Here is a 14,487-nt window from a genome sequence, read left to right on the forward strand (position 1 = left end):
CAATGTGTCATGCCCATGACAAAGCTGTGCGTTCACCGCGCTACGCGCGTCACGGGCCCGCACCTCAGCTCAGCGCCGAGAACCCCACTCCCGGCTGTGGAACCGCGTACGGCCCCACCCGGGCCCGCGCGGCACCGGCCTCAAACCGATGGAGGCAGCACTCCCATGAGTGAGACACGCTCCAGCAGGCCCGCCCGGCGGTTGCGAAGACTCCTGACCGCCGCCGCCCCCGCACTCGCCCTCACCGTCGCCGGTCTCATGGCGGCCCCGGCCGCCGGCGCCCAGACCGCGCCGGCCGCCGGACACACCTCTCGCGTGACCCAGAACGCGAAGGCCCTGACCGCCCCGGCCGCCCAGGCCGTCCACGCGACGGGCAGGGCGGGCCAGAAGGTGCCGACCACCCATCTGTGCGGCGCCCCGACGCCCGGTCACGCGGCCTGCTTCGCCCAGCGCCGCACCGACATCAAGCAGAAGCTGGCCGCCGCGGTCTCCCCCGACGCCGCCGCCGCGGTGTCCGGTCTCAGCCCGGCCAACCTGCACAGCGCCTACAACCTGCCCTCGACCGGCGGTTCGGGCCTGACGGTCGCCGTGGTCGACGCCTACAACGACCCCAACGCCGAGTCGGACCTCGCCACCTACCGCTCGCAGTTCGGCCTGTCGGCCTGCACCAAGGCCAACGGCTGCTTCAAGCAGGTCAGCCAGACCGGCTCGACCACCTCGCTGCCGACGAACGACAGCGGCTGGGCGGGCGAGGAAGCGCTCGACATCGACATGGTCAGCGCCGTCTGCCCGAACTGCAACATCATTCTCGTGGAGGCCACTTCACCCACCGACGCCAACCTCGGCACCGCCGAGAACGAGGCCGTCGCGCTGGGCGCGAAGTTCGTGTCCAACAGCTGGGGCGGCGCCGAGTCGTCCTCCCAGACGAGCGAGGACACCTCGTACTTCAAGCACCCGGGCGTCGCCATCACCGTCTCCTCCGGTGACGAGGCCTACGGCGCCGAGTACCCGGCCACGTCCCAGTACGTGACCGCCGTCGGCGGCACCGCGCTGTCCACGTCCTCCGGCTCCCGCGGCTGGACCGAGTCCGTGTGGAAGACCAGCAGCACCGAGGGCACCGGCTCCGGCTGCTCCGCGTACGACGCCAAGCCGAGCTGGCAGACCGACACCGGCTGCTCGCGACGCATGGAGTCCGACGTCTCCGCGGTAGCCGACCCCGCCACCGGCGTGGCCGTCTACGACACCTACGGCGGCTCAGGCTGGGCGGTCTACGGCGGCACCAGTGCCTCGGCGCCGATCATCGCCGGTGTGTACGCACTGGCCGGCACCCCCGGGTCCGCCGACTACCCGGCGAAGTACCCCTACGCCCACACGTCGAGCCTCTACGACGTGACCAGCGGCAACAACGGCTCCTGCTCGCCGTCGTACTTCTGCACCGCGACCACCGGCTACGACGGACCGACCGGCTGGGGCACCCCCAACGGCACGGCCGCCTTCACCTCGGGCACCAGCACGGGCAACACGGTGACCGTCACCAACCCGGGCAACCGGTCCACCGCGACGGGCAGTTCGGTGAGTCTGCAGATCACGGCCAGTGACAGCGCGGGCGCGGCCCTCACGTACAGCGCGACCGGGCTGCCGACGGGGCTGTCCATCAACGCCTCGACCGGACTGATCTCCGGCACGGCGAGCACCGCGGGCACCTACGCGGTCACCGTCACGGCGAAGGACAGCACGGGCGCCTCCGGCTCGGCCTCGTTCACGTGGACCGTGAGCACCTCCGGCGGCGGCTGCACCTCGGCGCAGTTGCTCGGCAACCCGGGCTTCGAGTCGGGCAGCACCTCGTGGACCGCGTCGAGCGGCGTCATCACGACCGACACCGGTGAGGCGGCGCACGGCGGTTCGTACAAGGCCTGGCTCGACGGCTACGGCTCCACCCACACCGACACGCTCTCCCAGTCGGTGACCATCCCCGCCGGCTGCAAGGCCAGCTTCACCTTCTACCTGCACATCGACACCGCGGAGACCACCACCAGCAGCGCCTACGACAAGCTGACGGTCACCGCCGGATCGACCACCCTGGCCACGTACTCCAACCTCAACAAGGCCACCGGGTACGCCCAGAAGACCTTCGACCTCTCCTCGTTCGCCGGCTCCACCGTCACCCTGAAGTTCAGCGGCGTGGAGGACTCCTCGCTCCAGACCAGCTTCGTCCTCGACGACACCGCCGTCACGACCAGCTGAGCACCGCGGGACCCCGGCCGGACCGCGGCCGGGGTCCCGCCCCTCCGGTGGGGATCCTGATACGCGGGTGACACGTCCAAGCGGCAAGGAGGTCACCCCCATGCGCCCTACGCACACTCACCCGGTCCTCGCCCTCGCCACCCTGACGCTGCTGCTCGCGGGCTGCGGCACCCAGGGCGGAGGCGACGCGGGAGGCAGCGGCACCGTGTCCCCGTCCCCCACGAAGCACTCCCAGGGCTGTGGCACGGCGCCCGCGGAGCTCGGCACCGCCGACGCCGGCCGCACATACTGCCTCGCGACGGGCGGGGAGCTCCGCCTCTCCCTGGACGGCACCGCCGCCCGGCCCTGGACGCCCGTCAAGGCCGACGGCAACGGTCTGGAGGCCACCAACAGCGGGATCGTCCTCCAGCCGGGCGACGCCTCCGCCGCCTTCCGGGCGGTCTCGGCCGGGATCGTACACCTCACCTCGTCCCGCCCCCTGTGCGCCACCGAGCCGCACCGGATGTCGTGCAAGGGACTCCAGGAGTGGACGGTCACCGTGCGAGTGACGAAGCCCTGATCTGACGGTCCACGCGCCGCTCGTGCGCGAGTCCGATCAGCGACGGCAGCGCCACCACGGCGAGGGCCGCGAGGACGGCGAGGACGGGGAGCATTCCGACGAGGTTGTCCATGAATGAGTTCATGAACAGTACTGTCGCGCCGATTACTCCTTACCGTCAGTGGCAGCACTGCCGTGCACCCTCGAATTCCTGCCAACTCTCAGGCACACTGGACGGCATGCTGAAGAACGTGGCCGCCGTGCTGCTCGACGGAGTGCATCCCTTCGAACTCGGCGTGGTCTGCGAGGTGTTCGGCATCGACCGCAGCGAGGACGGGCTGCCCGTGTACGACTTCGCGGTCGCCTCCGCCGAGGGCCCGACGCTGAGCACGCACGCGGGGTTCTCGCTCCACACGGAGCACGGTCTCGACCGGCTGGAGACGGCCGACCTGATCGCCCTGCCGGCCGGGAACGCCTACGCCTCCCGCTCCTACCCGCCCGAACTGCTCGCCGCGCTGCGCCGCGCGGTCGACCGCGGCGCCCGGGTGCTCAGCGTCTGCTCCGGCGTCTTCGTGCTCGGCGCGGCCGGACTGCTGGACGGGCGGCGCTGCGCCGTGCACTGGCACCACGCGGACGAGCTCGCCCGGCAGTACCCCCGCACGACCGTCGAGCCGGACGTGCTGTACGTGGACGCGGACCCGGTGATCACCTCGGCCGGCACCGCCGCGGGCATCGACGCCTGTCTCCACATCGTCCGCAAGGAGCAGGGCCCGGAGGTCGCCAACGCCATCGCCCGGCGCATGGTGGTGCCCCCGCACCGGGACGGCGGCCAGGCCCAGTACATCGAGCGCCCGCTGCCCCGCTCCACCTGTGACACGGTCGGCGAGGTGCTGGTGTGGATGGAGCGCCACCTCGACGAGGAGGTGACCGTCGAACAGCTCGCGGCCCGCGCCCACATGTCCCCGCGCACCTTCGCGCGCCGCTTCCAGCAGGAGACCGGCACCACGCCGTACCGCTGGATCCTGCGCCAGCGGGTGCTGCTGGCGCAGGAGTTGCTGGAGGCCACGGACGAGACGATGGACTCGATCGCGGGCCGCACCGGCTTCGGCACCGCGGCCGCGCTGCGCCACCAGTTCGTACGGAGTCTGGGGACGACCCCGCAGGCGTACCGGCGCACGTTCAGGGTCCCGGGGGCCGCCTGACCGCGCACCGGTACGGACGCGGGCCGTCACGCACGGTCAGCGCGGCGCGGTCCTCAGCAGCAGCCGGTGCGGCCGCAGCGTGATGCCGACGCGGGTCGTGTCGTTCGACTCCGACACCTTCTCCAGGCGCCAACGGGACGCCACCGTCGCCGTGATCAGGCTGAGCTGCGCCATCGAGAAGTGGTCACTCGGGCACTTCCGGTTGCCCACGCTGAAGGGGCTCATGGCGTACTTCGGCACGTCCTTGGCGCGTTCCGGAAGCCAGCGGTCGGGGTCGAAATCCAGATGTCCGTCGTACGACCGCGGATCACGCTGGATCGCGTACGGGCTGTAGACGATGTCGGCACCGGCCGGAATCCGATAGCCGCCGAGCTCCGTTTCGGTCACCGCACGCCGCGTCAGAATCCATACCGCGGGGCGCAGCCGCATCGCCTCGACGACGACATTGTTCGTGTGCGACAGCTTCCGGACGTCGTCGAATGCGACGGGCCGGTCCCCGGCTACGGATTTGACCTCCTCGGCGACCCGGTCGGCGTGTTCCGGGTGTTCCACGAGGACTTGCAGCAGCCACATGATCGTGGACGCGACGGTTTCGCTGCCGGGGGTGAGTATCGCTACGACTTGGTCGTGGATCTCCTGTTCCCCTATCGGCTCACCGTTCTCGTTCTTCGCTTCCAGCAAGGCCGTCAGCAAATCGTCCGGCTTTTGACCAGATGCGCGGCGTTCGGCCACGATCTCGTCGACCAGGACATGCAAATCGGCCAATGCGCGGTCGAATTTGCGGTTGGCCGGAAGCGGCAGCCGATAGAGCGGGCCCGCCGGGATCACCATGCGCCGGTACATGCCTCGGAAGACGGTGGCGAGCGCGATGCTGAGGCGCTCGGCGCGCTCGTCCATGTACTCCCCGCGCAGCAGGCAGCGGGCCGCGATGCGCACGGCGACCCGGAACGACTCGGAGGTGCAGTCGACGGCCTGCCCCGACCCCATGCGCTCCGCGAGGGCCCGCGCCTCCTCCTCCATGACCGGCCCGTACTCGGGGATGATGTCGAGCCGGAACGCGGGTTGTATGGTGCGCCGCTGACGGCGGTGCCGGGGCCCGTTGGCGGTGGCGACGCCCTCCTTGCCGAGCAGGCCCTCCAGGGACTCCCAGAGCGGTCCGTCGATCTTGAAGTCGGGGCTCAGCGCCATCGCTCCGGTGAGGGCCGGCGACGTGAGCGCGTACACCGTCTTGGGGCCCAGCCTGAGCCGGACGACCTCGCCGTGCTCCCGCAGCCGGGCGAAGAGACCCAGCGGGTCGCGGACCAGTTGCCAGCCGTGGCCGAGGACGGGGACACCGCCTCCGGCGAGGGGCGGGGCGGGCAGCTCCGGCGCCTCGGGGTGCGCGGGCCTTACGGACTCGACGGTCATGACTCACCTGCCGCTTCGTTGTTGACGTACGGGGGTGTGGATCGGTCGTCCCAGCTGTCGACGGTGTACCGGCCGGACTCGTGGTGGAACCAGTAGACCGAGCTGAACCAGTTCCGCATATTGCCGAGGCAGGACTTCACGGCGACGCTCAGTTCCTTTCCTCGCACGGAGCCGTCCGCGAGCGTGTCGGCGAACTCGTCGAGCTCCTCCTCCGCTTCGAGGAATTCGGTGACGCATTCCTCGACCCGTTGCCGCATGTCCTTGACGGCACTCTCGAGAGTCAGCCCCTCGTGATGAATGAGACTGATTCCGAGATTGTGCACCTCGTCGCCCGCTATTTCCTTGGGGAGCGAACAGAGATCGTTGTACCAGGCGGCGAATTCCTGACTCAGCAGGGCCGCCCGCCGATATACGGAACTGTTCCGTACGACGGCGGGGAGTTCACAGCCCGCGCTCGCCTCCAGGAGATCGGTCCAGATCCAGTGGGCGAAGGTGAGCCGCCGGAGTTCGAGATATTCCTCGACGGTGGGAATGGTTCCGGAGGTACGGTTCCGGAATTCCCGGTCGTATGCCTCGATCACCGCGTGGAAGTGCCGCGCGAAGCGCGCGTTCCACTTGTCGCCCAGGAACGAGTACAGCCGCACCACACTGTCCGCGAACCCCGCGACCAGGGGATCCGGGTGATGCAGGTGTTCCCGGGGGGAGTCCAGCGCCTCATGGAGCTGGAACCTGAGCCTCCGCCAGGCCGCCGACCTCCCGTGGACGACGTCCCGGTCGTGCCGGTCGTCCCAGACGAAGAACCACGCACTGTAGTCCGCTATCGCCTGCATGACCTCGTCGGCCGCGCCAATGTAGTAGCCCGCCATCAAGTCCGTATAGCAAAGGCCGTCGGCATATTCCTGGACCTTGTCGGCAGGCATGAGCCGTTTTTCCCGGAGCCACGAACGTGTGTTCTCCTGGAGCCTGGGCCAATACGGATGCAGTTGACGGGGAAACTCGGCCTCGATCACCGGGAGTGAGAGTGCCGGTGGAACCGCGACCACGGTCGGTGTCGATGAAGTGCCGTGTGAGAAAGCATGCACGAACAAACCCCTCTCAGCCGCCAGTTGGCGCTACGCCCCTCTCGTCGTGCCGGGCGTGCGCCGTTGCGTATCCCCGCACTTCCCATTCAGCACCACAACTGACTGTTCTGGGAATGGATTTGCTCCACTCACTACCGGAGAGTGCCGAGAACACCCCCTTGCATGACTGAATATGGATCATTAGAGGACGCAGGCGATCGAACGTGCGACGCACATACGAACGGCGCCTGGTCAGGGAAGTCTCCGACCAGGCGCCGTTCGCGCGGGACCCACGGAAGATCGCGGGCCCCGTCTGTCGTTTTCTGTCTCAGCCGTTCACGGCCGCGGCTCAGTCGTTCGCGACGATCGGGTAGCGGGGCTCGTTCTCGGACATCTGCCGCAGCGCGTCCTTGCGCTCACGCTTGGAGAGCCGGTCGATGTAGAGGTAGCCGTACAGGTGGTCGGTCTCGTGCTGGAGGCAGCGCGCGAAGTAGCCCGTGCCCCGCACCTTGACCGGATGGCCCTTCTCGTCCTGCCCGGTGACCTCGGCGTAGTCCGGGCGGGCCAGCGGCGCGTAGGCGGTCGGCACGGAGAGGCAGCCCTCGTTGCTCTCGTCCAACTGGCGCCGGTCGGCGGGCAGATCGACGAGGACGGGGTTGCAGACCACACCGACGTGCCGCGTGCCCTCGTCGTCCTGGCAGTCGTACACGAAGACCTTCAGGTCGACGCCGATCTGGTTGGCGGCCAGGCCTACGCCCTCGGCGGTGCGCTGGCTGGCGAACATGTCGGCGACCAGCCGGCCGAGCTCGTCGTCGAACTCCGTGACGTCCTGGCACTCCTTGTGGAGCACCGGGTTGCCGACGACCGTGATCGGCCGCGAGGTGCCGGGCTCGCGGTAGGCGGCCTCACGCTCCTCGCAGTCCTCGGTGTCGATGACGAAACCCTCGTCGTCCACGGGGAGCACGCCCGCGTGCTGCTGTTCGGTGTCCTGCTGCGCCATGACCGACGTACGCCTTCCTGGAATCCATGAGAGTTCTGCGGCATACAGCCTACGGGGCCGCGCGCACCCCTCGGCAGGCGTCCGCGCCCGGCGGGAACCGGTCAACAGACCTCTTCGAGGTCCCGCCAGTCCCGGGAGTCGGGGCTGTCGGCGACCCAGCCGTCGAGCAGTCCGCGCACCAGCGAGGCCGGTGCCGCGAGCCCGCACTCCCGCTCGGGCACCCACAGCTGCCCGTCGGTGCGGTGGCCGAGCGGACCCGGGTGACCCGGCTCGCTGTGGTCGTGCGGGTCGAGGTGCTCGCCGTCGCCCTCGTCGGACGGCATCCGGGACTCGGAGCACATCCGGCACAGCAGCCGTACGGAGGACGACCAGTCCTCGGCGGCGAAGCCGGCGTCGGCCGCGAGCTGCTCCAGGGCGTCCCGGTCCTCCTCGGTGGCCGCCTCCAGCAGGACGACCCAGGTGGGCACCGGGGACGGCGCCCACAGCTCGATCTCGTCGAAGACGGGGTAGGCGTGCCCGGCGGCGGTGGTCCGCTCCCCGTGCGGCACTCCGTCGTGCAGGACGACCTCGCCCCAGCGCCGCCCGGAGGACGGAAGCGGAATGGACAGCACCTCGATCCGGGCCGGATCGAGCCTGCGGCCCCACACGACCTCGGCCTCGCCCTCCGGTGACAACCGTACGGCCGCGCTGCCGAGGTCCATGCCCGCCGGCTCGCCGGAGACGGCGGCTCCGCCGGGCACCCGCAGCCCGTACGCCTGCCAGGCACGGCGGGCCAGCGGCCAGTCCTGCAGGGCGGTCGCGGCGATGCCGACGTTCCACCAGTCGGGGGCGCCCGCCTCCCGGTCCAGGAGCGCGACGGCCCGCAGACCGGCCGCCCTGGCCTGTTCCCAGTCGTGCCGGAACTTGTGCAGCAGGGCCAGGTTGAACCAGGACTCGGACAGCCACGGCTCCAGGTCCGCGGCGCGAGTCAGCAGCGCGCCCGCGTCCTCGTACCGGCCGTCACCGATCAGCGTGAACGCACGGTCGGTGGCCTGCCGCCATGAGGCGGAGGGCCGGTGTCGTCCCTTGCCGAAGATCCTCACGATTCCCGCCTGCCAGTTCCTTGCGATTCCCGCCTGCCGGTCGCTCGAAGAGTCCCTTGAAGACAGTGCGGCCACGGGGTGGCCCGTGCCCCCGAACACCCTCTTCCTCGCATCCAACCACGTACCGTCGGACGGGCGCTCATTACCCATGGGTTACCCAGCCTGGGGCAGGGTAAGGCTGCCCCGCAACAGGACCCTGGCCAGCGACTCCACGACTTCGGGCTGATGGTCGTGGGCCGTGGCCAGCCGCAGCTTCTCCAGGGCGGTCAGGGGTCCTCCCGGCCCCGCTTCCCTCGCCAGCTCCTCGTAGGCGTTCACCGTCCGTACGATCCGCGCGTTCACCGGCTGCTCCCGGTAGGGATCGGCCTGCCGCTCCACCACCACCGCGACCTCGGCGTCCACCCCGGTCTGGCGTACGACCGCGCCACCGAGGAGGGCGATACGGCGCTGCTCCTCGGCGGAGAGCGCGGAGGTGGCGCCGGCCGGGACCGGATCGACGAGGCTGAGCTGTCCGATGTCGTGCATCAGGGCCGCGTACTCCAGAACGGTCAGGTCGGGCTCGGAGAGTCCGAGCTCACGCCCGACGGCGCGGCTGAGCGCCGCCACTCTGCGGGCGTGCCCCGCGGGGGTGTAGCCGGCGATCTCGGTCGCCCGCGCGAGGGAGGCGATGGTCTGCCGGTAGGTGACCCGCACGGCGGCGTACCGCCGGAAGGACAGCTGGGTCAGCAGCAGCGGCAGCGAGAACACGGGCAGCGCCCACAGCCCCACGACCGCCACCGCGAGCGACATCACGGCCCCGGTCGCGCAGACCGCGGACCCGATGCCGAGGGTGGCCCGCAGTTCGTCGCGCAGCAGCGGTCCGAAGGGCCAGCGGGTCCGGGCGTGCGCCATCGCGGCCGCGAGCACCGCGTCGCACAGCGCGGTCAGCACCAGCAGCGCGACCAGCAGCAGGGCGTACGAGGGGCCGGCCCATCCCATCAACCTCCCCCGGTTGTAGAGAGGTTGGAAGCAGACGACGGCGAAGGCGACGGTCAGCACGCGCCGGGTGAGGTGGTCGACCGTCGGCCCGCCGCCGCGGGCGACGTGCGGGACGCAGCCCAGCAGCGCGGCGGCACTCACGACGGCCACGACCTGGAGCGCCCCGTGCTGGCTGGGGTGCCCCGCCTGCTCGCCCAGCAGCGCGTAGGACAGCGCGCCCGCGGCCCCGAGGGGAGCGGACTCCCGGTCCTCGGTGCCGCTCCAGCGGGTGAGTTCCCCCACGGTGACGAGAATGCCGAAGGCGAGGGCCGTCCCGCGTTCGTCGATACCGCTCCAGAGGGTGACGGCCAGGGCGACGACGGCGAGCAGCGCGGCACCGGTACGCGCGAGTGTGCCGAAGGTGTCGCGGTGCGGGCCGGTGAGGGGGTGATCGGCGTCGGCCCGGGACCGGGCGGACCCCGCGTACTCCTCGTACTCCGCGTAGCCCTCGCGCTCCGCGTATCCCTCACGCTCCGCGTAGCCCTCGCGCTCCTCGCGTCGGCGCGGGGCGGCGGCGCTCCGCTCCGCCGGGTTCATGGGCCTCTCCGGCCCGCGCTGTCGGCGGGACGGCTGTCCGTCGGACGCGGGACGGGGGCCGTCGTCCGGTCGTCGCCGGCGGTCACCGCGGGGTGCCAGCCGTGCCGGTCCAGGGCCCGTACCAGGGCGCGCACCATCCCGGGGTCGAACTGCGCCCCGGCGCAGCGCTCCAGCTCCGCCAGCGCCGCGGGCACCGGACGGGCCCTGCGGTAGGACCGGGTCGACGTCATCGCGTCGAAGGCGTCGGCCACGGCCACCACCCGGGCGAACTCCGGGATCTGCCCTCCGACCAGTCCGTACGGGTAGCCGCTCCCGTCGAGCCGCTCGTGGTGGTGCAGGATCGCCGAGCGGGCCTCCCCGAGGAAGCCGATCCCGCGCACCATCTCGTGGCCGTACTCGGGATGCAGTTCGATGATCCGCCGTTCGTCCGGCGTGAGCGGCCCGTCCTTGCGCAACAGCCGGGTGGGCACCCCGAGTTTGCCCACGTCGTGCAGGATCCCCGCGAATCGCAGCACCTCGACCCGCTCGTCGTCCATGCCGAGTTCGCGCGCGATCATCATGGAGGCCTGTCCGACCCGCTCGCTGTGTCCGCGGGTGTACCCGTCCTTGATGTCGACGGCCTGCACCAGAGCCCGGATGGTGGCCTGGTGGGCGGCCCGTTCCCGGTGGTACTGGGCGAACACCCAGCACGAGACGTACATCGGCAGCAGCACGAGGAGTGCGGCGACCGGCCCGTACGGGCTGCGCCACAGGACCGCCATCATCAGTCCGGCGAGTCCGTGCACGGCGACGGAGGCGAGGGAGCGGGAGAAGAGGCCGCGCCAGGCGGTGCGCACCGGGACCCGTTCGGCCAGGGCCAGGATCCCGCCGTCGAGGACGGTCAGCACCAGACAGAAGGTGAGCACCGCGGCCCCGGCGGGGACGAGCGCGTACGGGAAGCGGGGTGCGAGGACCGCGTCCCGGCCGTCCAGCGCCCAGTGCACCCGGGAGGCCGCCCAGACGGCGACGGCGAGCTGGGCCGCGCGCCAGGTCCGGCGGAGTCCGCGCGGGCGCTGCTCCACCCGGGCGAGCAGCGCCCCCGGCAGTGCGACGAGCGCGGCGGCGGCCGGCGGCAGCAGAAAGGCGCCGGCGAGCAGCACGGGGAGGAAGGTGCCCAGGCCCTGCGGCGCGCGCCGCTCGGCGGCACGGGTGGCGGCGCCCCTGGGGCCGTGCGGCAGGGTGATCCGCTCGCATCCCGCGTACAGCGCGGCGAGCAGGGCGACGATCCACCAGGAGGTGCGAACGGCCGGCAGGGGGGCGAGGCAGGCGAGGGCGGCGAGGACGACACAGGCCACGTACACCCGGGCCCCTGCCGGAATCGTCCCCATCTCCGCGTCCCCTCCCCGCTCAGGTTCCGGAGCCTAGGGGCGCGGCGCGGGGGTGGGGGCGGCAACGGCGGAATCCGCGGGCTCGAAGCCCACGGATTCGCACGTTCGGGTGATAACCGGACGATTTCCCCGAGGGGCCGCCGCGCCCCGAGGTCGGACACCCAGGGGGACGGCGCCCGGTGGTTCAGGGGTCCCCGAGGGAGTCCCGGAGGTTCAGGATTCCTGGGGTGTCGCGCTGACGTCGTGCTCCGGCACCGTCTGTCCGGAGCGGATCAGGTCGATCCGGCCCATCACCTTCGCCCGCAGGTCGGTCGGCACGTCGTCCTGCCCGCAGCACCGCTTGACCAGCTTCTTCACGGCCTGCTCCAGGCCGTACTTCTCGAGACACGGAGAGCACTCCTCGAAGTGCACCTCGAACTTGGTGCAGTCCGCGTCCGGCATCTCATGGTCGAGGAACTCGTAAAGGTGATCGAGTACCTCACTGCAATCCGTCTCGTGCGGCTCTCCGCAGCTCATGAGCCCGAGCCTTTCGCTTCGTTCGACTCTCCGGCGCCGGCCGGGACCAGGCCACGGTCACGGGCGTAGTCCTCGAGCATGCCGCGCAGTTGACGACGGCCCCGGTGCAGCCGGGACATCACCGTGCCGATGGGTGTCCCCATGATGTCCGCGATCTCCTTGTACGCAAAGCCCTCGACGTCCGCGAGATAGACGGCGATGCGGAATTCCTCGGGAATCGCCTGCAGCGCTTCCTTGACGTCCGAGTCGGGCAGGTGGTCCAGCGCCTGCGACTCGGCCGACCGCAGACCGGTCGACATGTGCGACTCGGCACGCGCGAGCTGCCAGTCCTCGATCTCCTCGGCCGCGCTGCGCTGGGGTTCGCGCTGCTTCTTGCGGTACGAGTTGATGAAGGTGTTGGTGAGGATGCGGTAGAGCCAAGCCTTCAGGTTGGTGCCTTCACGGAACTGGTGGAAGGACGCGTACGCCTTCGCGTACGTCTCTTGCACCAGGTCCTCGGCGTCGGCCGGGTTCCGCGTCATGCGCAGGGCGGCCGAGTACATCTGGTCGAGGAATTCGAGCGCGTCCCGCTCGAAGCGCGCGGTGCGCTCGGCGGTCGATTCCGCACCCGTGCCCTGGCCCTCGGGCTGCTCCGCCTGGCCGTGTTCGGTCCCTGCGTCGGTCCCAGTGACCGGACCCACCTCCTCCAGCGATGTGGTGGAACCGAAACCGGTCCCACTCGAATCGGAGGATAGACGAACATCCACACCCGCCGCCGCCCGAACGGGGGCGGCCTTCGACGCGTGCAGCACCGTCCAGTCCAGCTCAGCGCTGCTGCGGCTCGGGCAGATGGTCGAACCCATGCGGCGGACTTCCTCTCGTTCGAACGGTTCAGCACGGTCCGTGCTTCCTGCTCGGCACAACAGCCGACCGCCGCGCGACATTCCCAGTGTTCTCGTGAGTGACGCGCTCCACCTCCACGCCGGTGACGGCTCCGTCTACGTCAGTGCCGCGCTCCATCGCACGACGCCGTCGGTGACGATCCTCACTGCCTCGTCCTGGTCGAGCGGCGCCCGTCGGGGGACCGCGAAGCCATGATCGCCGTACGGCACCTCGACCAGTCCATAGGAGCCCTCCGGGAACTCCTCCGGCTTCCCGAAGGGGTCGTTGCCGCCCTGGACGACGAGGGTGGGCACCCCGGAGCCGAGGAGTTCCCCGGCGCGGGACTTCTCGGGCCGGCCCGGCGGGTGCAGCGGGAAGCTCAGCGCGAGGACGGCGGCGGCGCCGAGTTCCGTCGCCGTGCGGCAGGCGACGCGGGCTCCGGCGCTGCGCCCGCCCGCGATCACGGGGAGCCCGGACTTCGCGACCGCGGGCCACAGGCCCCGCCATCCCACGTCCAGCGTCTTCGGCGCGGGCGCCAGCTTCTTCCCGGCCACCCGCCAGGGCTGCTCGACGAGCGCGACGCTCACTCCGTGGGCGGGCAGCACCCGCGCCAGCGCCCGCAGGTCCCGGGCCTCGATGCCGCCGCCCGCTCCGTGGCTCACGGCGAGCACGAGCCGTGCCCGCTGCGCGCGGTGCCAGGTGAGGCGGGCGGTTCCGGCATCCGTCTCGACGACCTGTGTCACGTCGTCCGTCATGTCAGAGTCCGTCACGTTTGAGTCCGTCACGTCTGAGTCCGTCACGTCAGAACAGTGTGCCCTCTTCGGGCCCCGTCAGCTCCTTCAGCAGCTCCGGACCGTTGTTGCGGACGCTGCTGACGGCGGTTGAGACGGGGTAGGCGCGCATCAGCCCGGTGGGCGGCGGGGTGAGCAGCGCGCGCAGTTCGTCGACGTCGGTACGGGCCGGATCGAGCCAGGCGTCCCAGCGGTCCGGGGTGAGCATCAGGGGCATCCGGGGGTGGATGTCGGCCAGGGTCCGCGGGCCCTCGGCCGGGCCGTCCGCGAGCGGGTCCGTCTCGGCCTCGGTGGTGATGACGGAGCAGGTCGCCCACCAGGCCAGCGGGTGCTCGTCGGGAAGCGTCCGGTCCCGCCAGAACTCGTACAGCCCGGCCATCGCGAAGACCGAGCCGTCGGCGGGGAGCACGAAGTACGGCTGTTTGCGCGACCGCTTCTTCCTGCCCTCGACCTCCAGGTCGCGTTCGGCGGCCCCGGTGACCCACTCGTAGTAGCCGTCGGCGGGCACGATGCAGCGCCGGGTGGCGAAGGCACGGCGGTACGAGGGCTTCTCGTGCACGGTCTCCGCCCGCGCGTTGATCATCCGGGCGCCGCCCTCGGGTGTCTTGGCCCAGGACGGGACGAGTCCCCACTTGAGTCTGCGCAGCTGGCGAACCGGCCTCGGGCCGGCGGCGTCCTTCAGAGGGCGGTCCAGGACGGCGTAGACCTCCTTCGTCGGGGCCACGTTGTAGTCGGGCGCCAGGGCCTCCTCCGGCTCCCACTTCTCCACCTCGAAGACTCCTGCGAGATCCTCGGGCCCACGACTCGCTGCATACCGTCCGCACATACGTGCCAGACTGCCAGATTCCGCGACACCTGAGGGAG

General features: G+C 70.9%; 14 protein-coding genes. 3 read left to right on the top strand and 11 right to left on the bottom strand.

Features of this window, described 5'->3' with window-relative positions:
• Positions 1-165 precede the first annotated feature (165 nt).
• Both OG199_RS15890 and OG199_RS15895 read left to right on the top strand, forming a co-directional pair.
• On the top strand, positions 166-2,244 hold the full coding sequence (locus tag OG199_RS15890; RefSeq protein WP_405829981.1) for a putative Ig domain-containing protein: 2,079 nt from the start codon (positions 166-168) through the stop codon (positions 2,242-2,244).
• 100 nt (positions 2,245-2,344) lie between these two features.
• Positions 2,345-2,803, top strand: coding sequence for a hypothetical protein (locus OG199_RS15895; RefSeq protein WP_401799555.1), 459 nt, complete (start codon positions 2,345-2,347; stop codon positions 2,801-2,803).
• On the opposite strand, the gene OG199_RS15900 is transcribed toward OG199_RS15895, so the two are convergent.
• Entirely contained in the window at positions 2,778-2,927 is a 150-nt protein-coding gene (locus OG199_RS15900; RefSeq protein ID WP_266701277.1) for a hypothetical protein, read from the bottom strand. The two genes, OG199_RS15895 and OG199_RS15900, sit on opposite strands and share 26 nt — an antisense overlap.
• Before the next feature lie 94 nt (positions 2,928-3,021).
• On the opposite strand from OG199_RS15900, the gene OG199_RS15905 reads away from it, so the two are divergent.
• A complete protein-coding gene (locus OG199_RS15905; protein ID WP_405829983.1) occupies positions 3,022-3,984 on the top strand; it encodes a GlxA family transcriptional regulator in 963 nt (320 codons plus the stop codon).
• 36 nt (positions 3,985-4,020) lie between these two features.
• Here OG199_RS15905 and OG199_RS15910 read toward each other — a convergent pair whose 3' ends face one another.
• From OG199_RS15910 to OG199_RS15955, 10 genes are all read right to left on the bottom strand, one after another.
• Positions 4,021-5,391 carry a cytochrome P450 gene (locus OG199_RS15910; RefSeq protein ID WP_401799551.1) on the bottom strand — a complete coding sequence of 457 codons (1,371 nt, stop codon included), beginning with the start codon at positions 5,389-5,391 and terminating at the stop codon, positions 4,021-4,023.
• Positions 5,388-6,473, bottom strand: a complete 1,086-nt coding sequence (cyc1, locus tag OG199_RS15915) for an epi-isozizaene synthase (protein WP_356799643.1) — start codon at positions 6,471-6,473, stop codon at positions 5,388-5,390. Before cyc1 ends, OG199_RS15910 begins: the two co-directional genes overlap by 4 nt.
• A 328-nt stretch (positions 6,474-6,801) precedes the next feature.
• Positions 6,802-7,452, bottom strand: a complete 651-nt coding sequence (def, locus tag OG199_RS15920; protein WP_356799641.1) for a peptide deformylase — start codon at positions 7,450-7,452, stop codon at positions 6,802-6,804.
• A gap of 101 nt (positions 7,453-7,553) precedes the next feature.
• Complete coding sequence (locus OG199_RS15925; protein WP_148010382.1) at positions 7,554-8,534, bottom strand: hypothetical protein; 981 nt, start codon at positions 8,532-8,534, stop codon at positions 7,554-7,556.
• 153 nt (positions 8,535-8,687) lie between these two features.
• Positions 8,688-10,088, bottom strand: a complete 1,401-nt coding sequence (locus tag OG199_RS15930) for an HD-GYP domain-containing protein (RefSeq protein ID WP_405829986.1) — start codon at positions 10,086-10,088, stop codon at positions 8,688-8,690.
• On the bottom strand, positions 10,085-11,455 hold the full coding sequence (locus OG199_RS15935) for an HD-GYP domain-containing protein (RefSeq protein ID WP_405829988.1): 1,371 nt from the start codon (positions 11,453-11,455) through the stop codon (positions 10,085-10,087). The genes OG199_RS15930 and OG199_RS15935 overlap by 4 nt, the downstream gene beginning before the upstream one ends.
• Before the next feature lie 213 nt (positions 11,456-11,668).
• Complete coding sequence (gene rsrA / locus OG199_RS15940; RefSeq protein WP_148010381.1) at positions 11,669-11,971, bottom strand: mycothiol system anti-sigma-R factor; 303 nt, start codon at positions 11,969-11,971, stop codon at positions 11,669-11,671.
• Positions 11,968-12,651, bottom strand: coding sequence for an RNA polymerase sigma factor SigR (sigR, locus tag OG199_RS15945; protein ID WP_153288710.1), 684 nt, complete (start codon positions 12,649-12,651; stop codon positions 11,968-11,970). Before sigR ends, rsrA begins: the two co-directional genes overlap by 4 nt.
• Positions 12,652-12,948: 297 nt before the next feature.
• Entirely contained in the window at positions 12,949-13,587 is a 639-nt protein-coding gene (locus OG199_RS15950) for an alpha/beta family hydrolase (protein WP_405829989.1), read from the bottom strand.
• Between the two features lie 46 nt (positions 13,588-13,633).
• A complete protein-coding gene (locus OG199_RS15955) occupies positions 13,634-14,449 on the bottom strand; it encodes an SOS response-associated peptidase (RefSeq protein ID WP_405829990.1) in 816 nt (271 codons plus the stop codon).
• Between the last annotated feature and the right edge of the window lie 38 nt (positions 14,450-14,487).

It is taken from the genome of Streptomyces sp. NBC_01176 (assembly GCF_045039825.1).
Classification (GTDB): Bacteria; Actinomycetota; Actinomycetes; order Streptomycetales; family Streptomycetaceae; genus Streptomyces.

What these genes read in the sequence shown, in the direction of transcription:
- OG199_RS15895 (WP_401799555.1), top strand. Translation starts at nt 2,345, where the DNA reads ATGCGCCCTACGCACACTCACCCGGTCCTCGCCCTCGCCACCCTGACG.
- OG199_RS15905 (WP_405829983.1), top strand. Translation starts at nt 3,022, where the DNA reads ATGCTGAAGAACGTGGCCGCCGTGCTGCTCGACGGAGTGCATCCCTTC.
- OG199_RS15955 (WP_405829990.1), bottom strand. Translation starts at nt 14,449, where the DNA reads ATGTGCGGACGGTATGCAGCGAGTCGTGGGCCCGAGGATCTCGCAGGA.
- OG199_RS15935 (WP_405829988.1), bottom strand. Translation starts at nt 11,455, where the DNA reads ATGGGGACGATTCCGGCAGGGGCCCGGGTGTACGTGGCCTGTGTCGTC.
- OG199_RS15890 (WP_405829981.1), top strand. Translation starts at nt 166, where the DNA reads ATGAGTGAGACACGCTCCAGCAGGCCCGCCCGGCGGTTGCGAAGACTC.
- OG199_RS15930 (WP_405829986.1), bottom strand. Translation starts at nt 10,088, where the DNA reads ATGAACCCGGCGGAGCGGAGCGCCGCCGCCCCGCGCCGACGCGAGGAG.
- rsrA (WP_148010381.1), bottom strand. Translation starts at nt 11,971, where the DNA reads ATGAGCTGCGGAGAGCCGCACGAGACGGATTGCAGTGAGGTACTCGAT.
- OG199_RS15910 (WP_401799551.1), bottom strand. Translation starts at nt 5,391, where the DNA reads ATGACCGTCGAGTCCGTAAGGCCCGCGCACCCCGAGGCGCCGGAGCTG.
- OG199_RS15900 (WP_266701277.1), bottom strand. Translation starts at nt 2,927, where the DNA reads ATGAACTCATTCATGGACAACCTCGTCGGAATGCTCCCCGTCCTCGCC.
- OG199_RS15950 (WP_405829989.1), bottom strand. Translation starts at nt 13,587, where the DNA reads ATGACGGACGACGTGACACAGGTCGTCGAGACGGATGCCGGAACCGCC.
- def (WP_356799641.1), bottom strand. Translation starts at nt 7,452, where the DNA reads ATGGCGCAGCAGGACACCGAACAGCAGCACGCGGGCGTGCTCCCCGTG.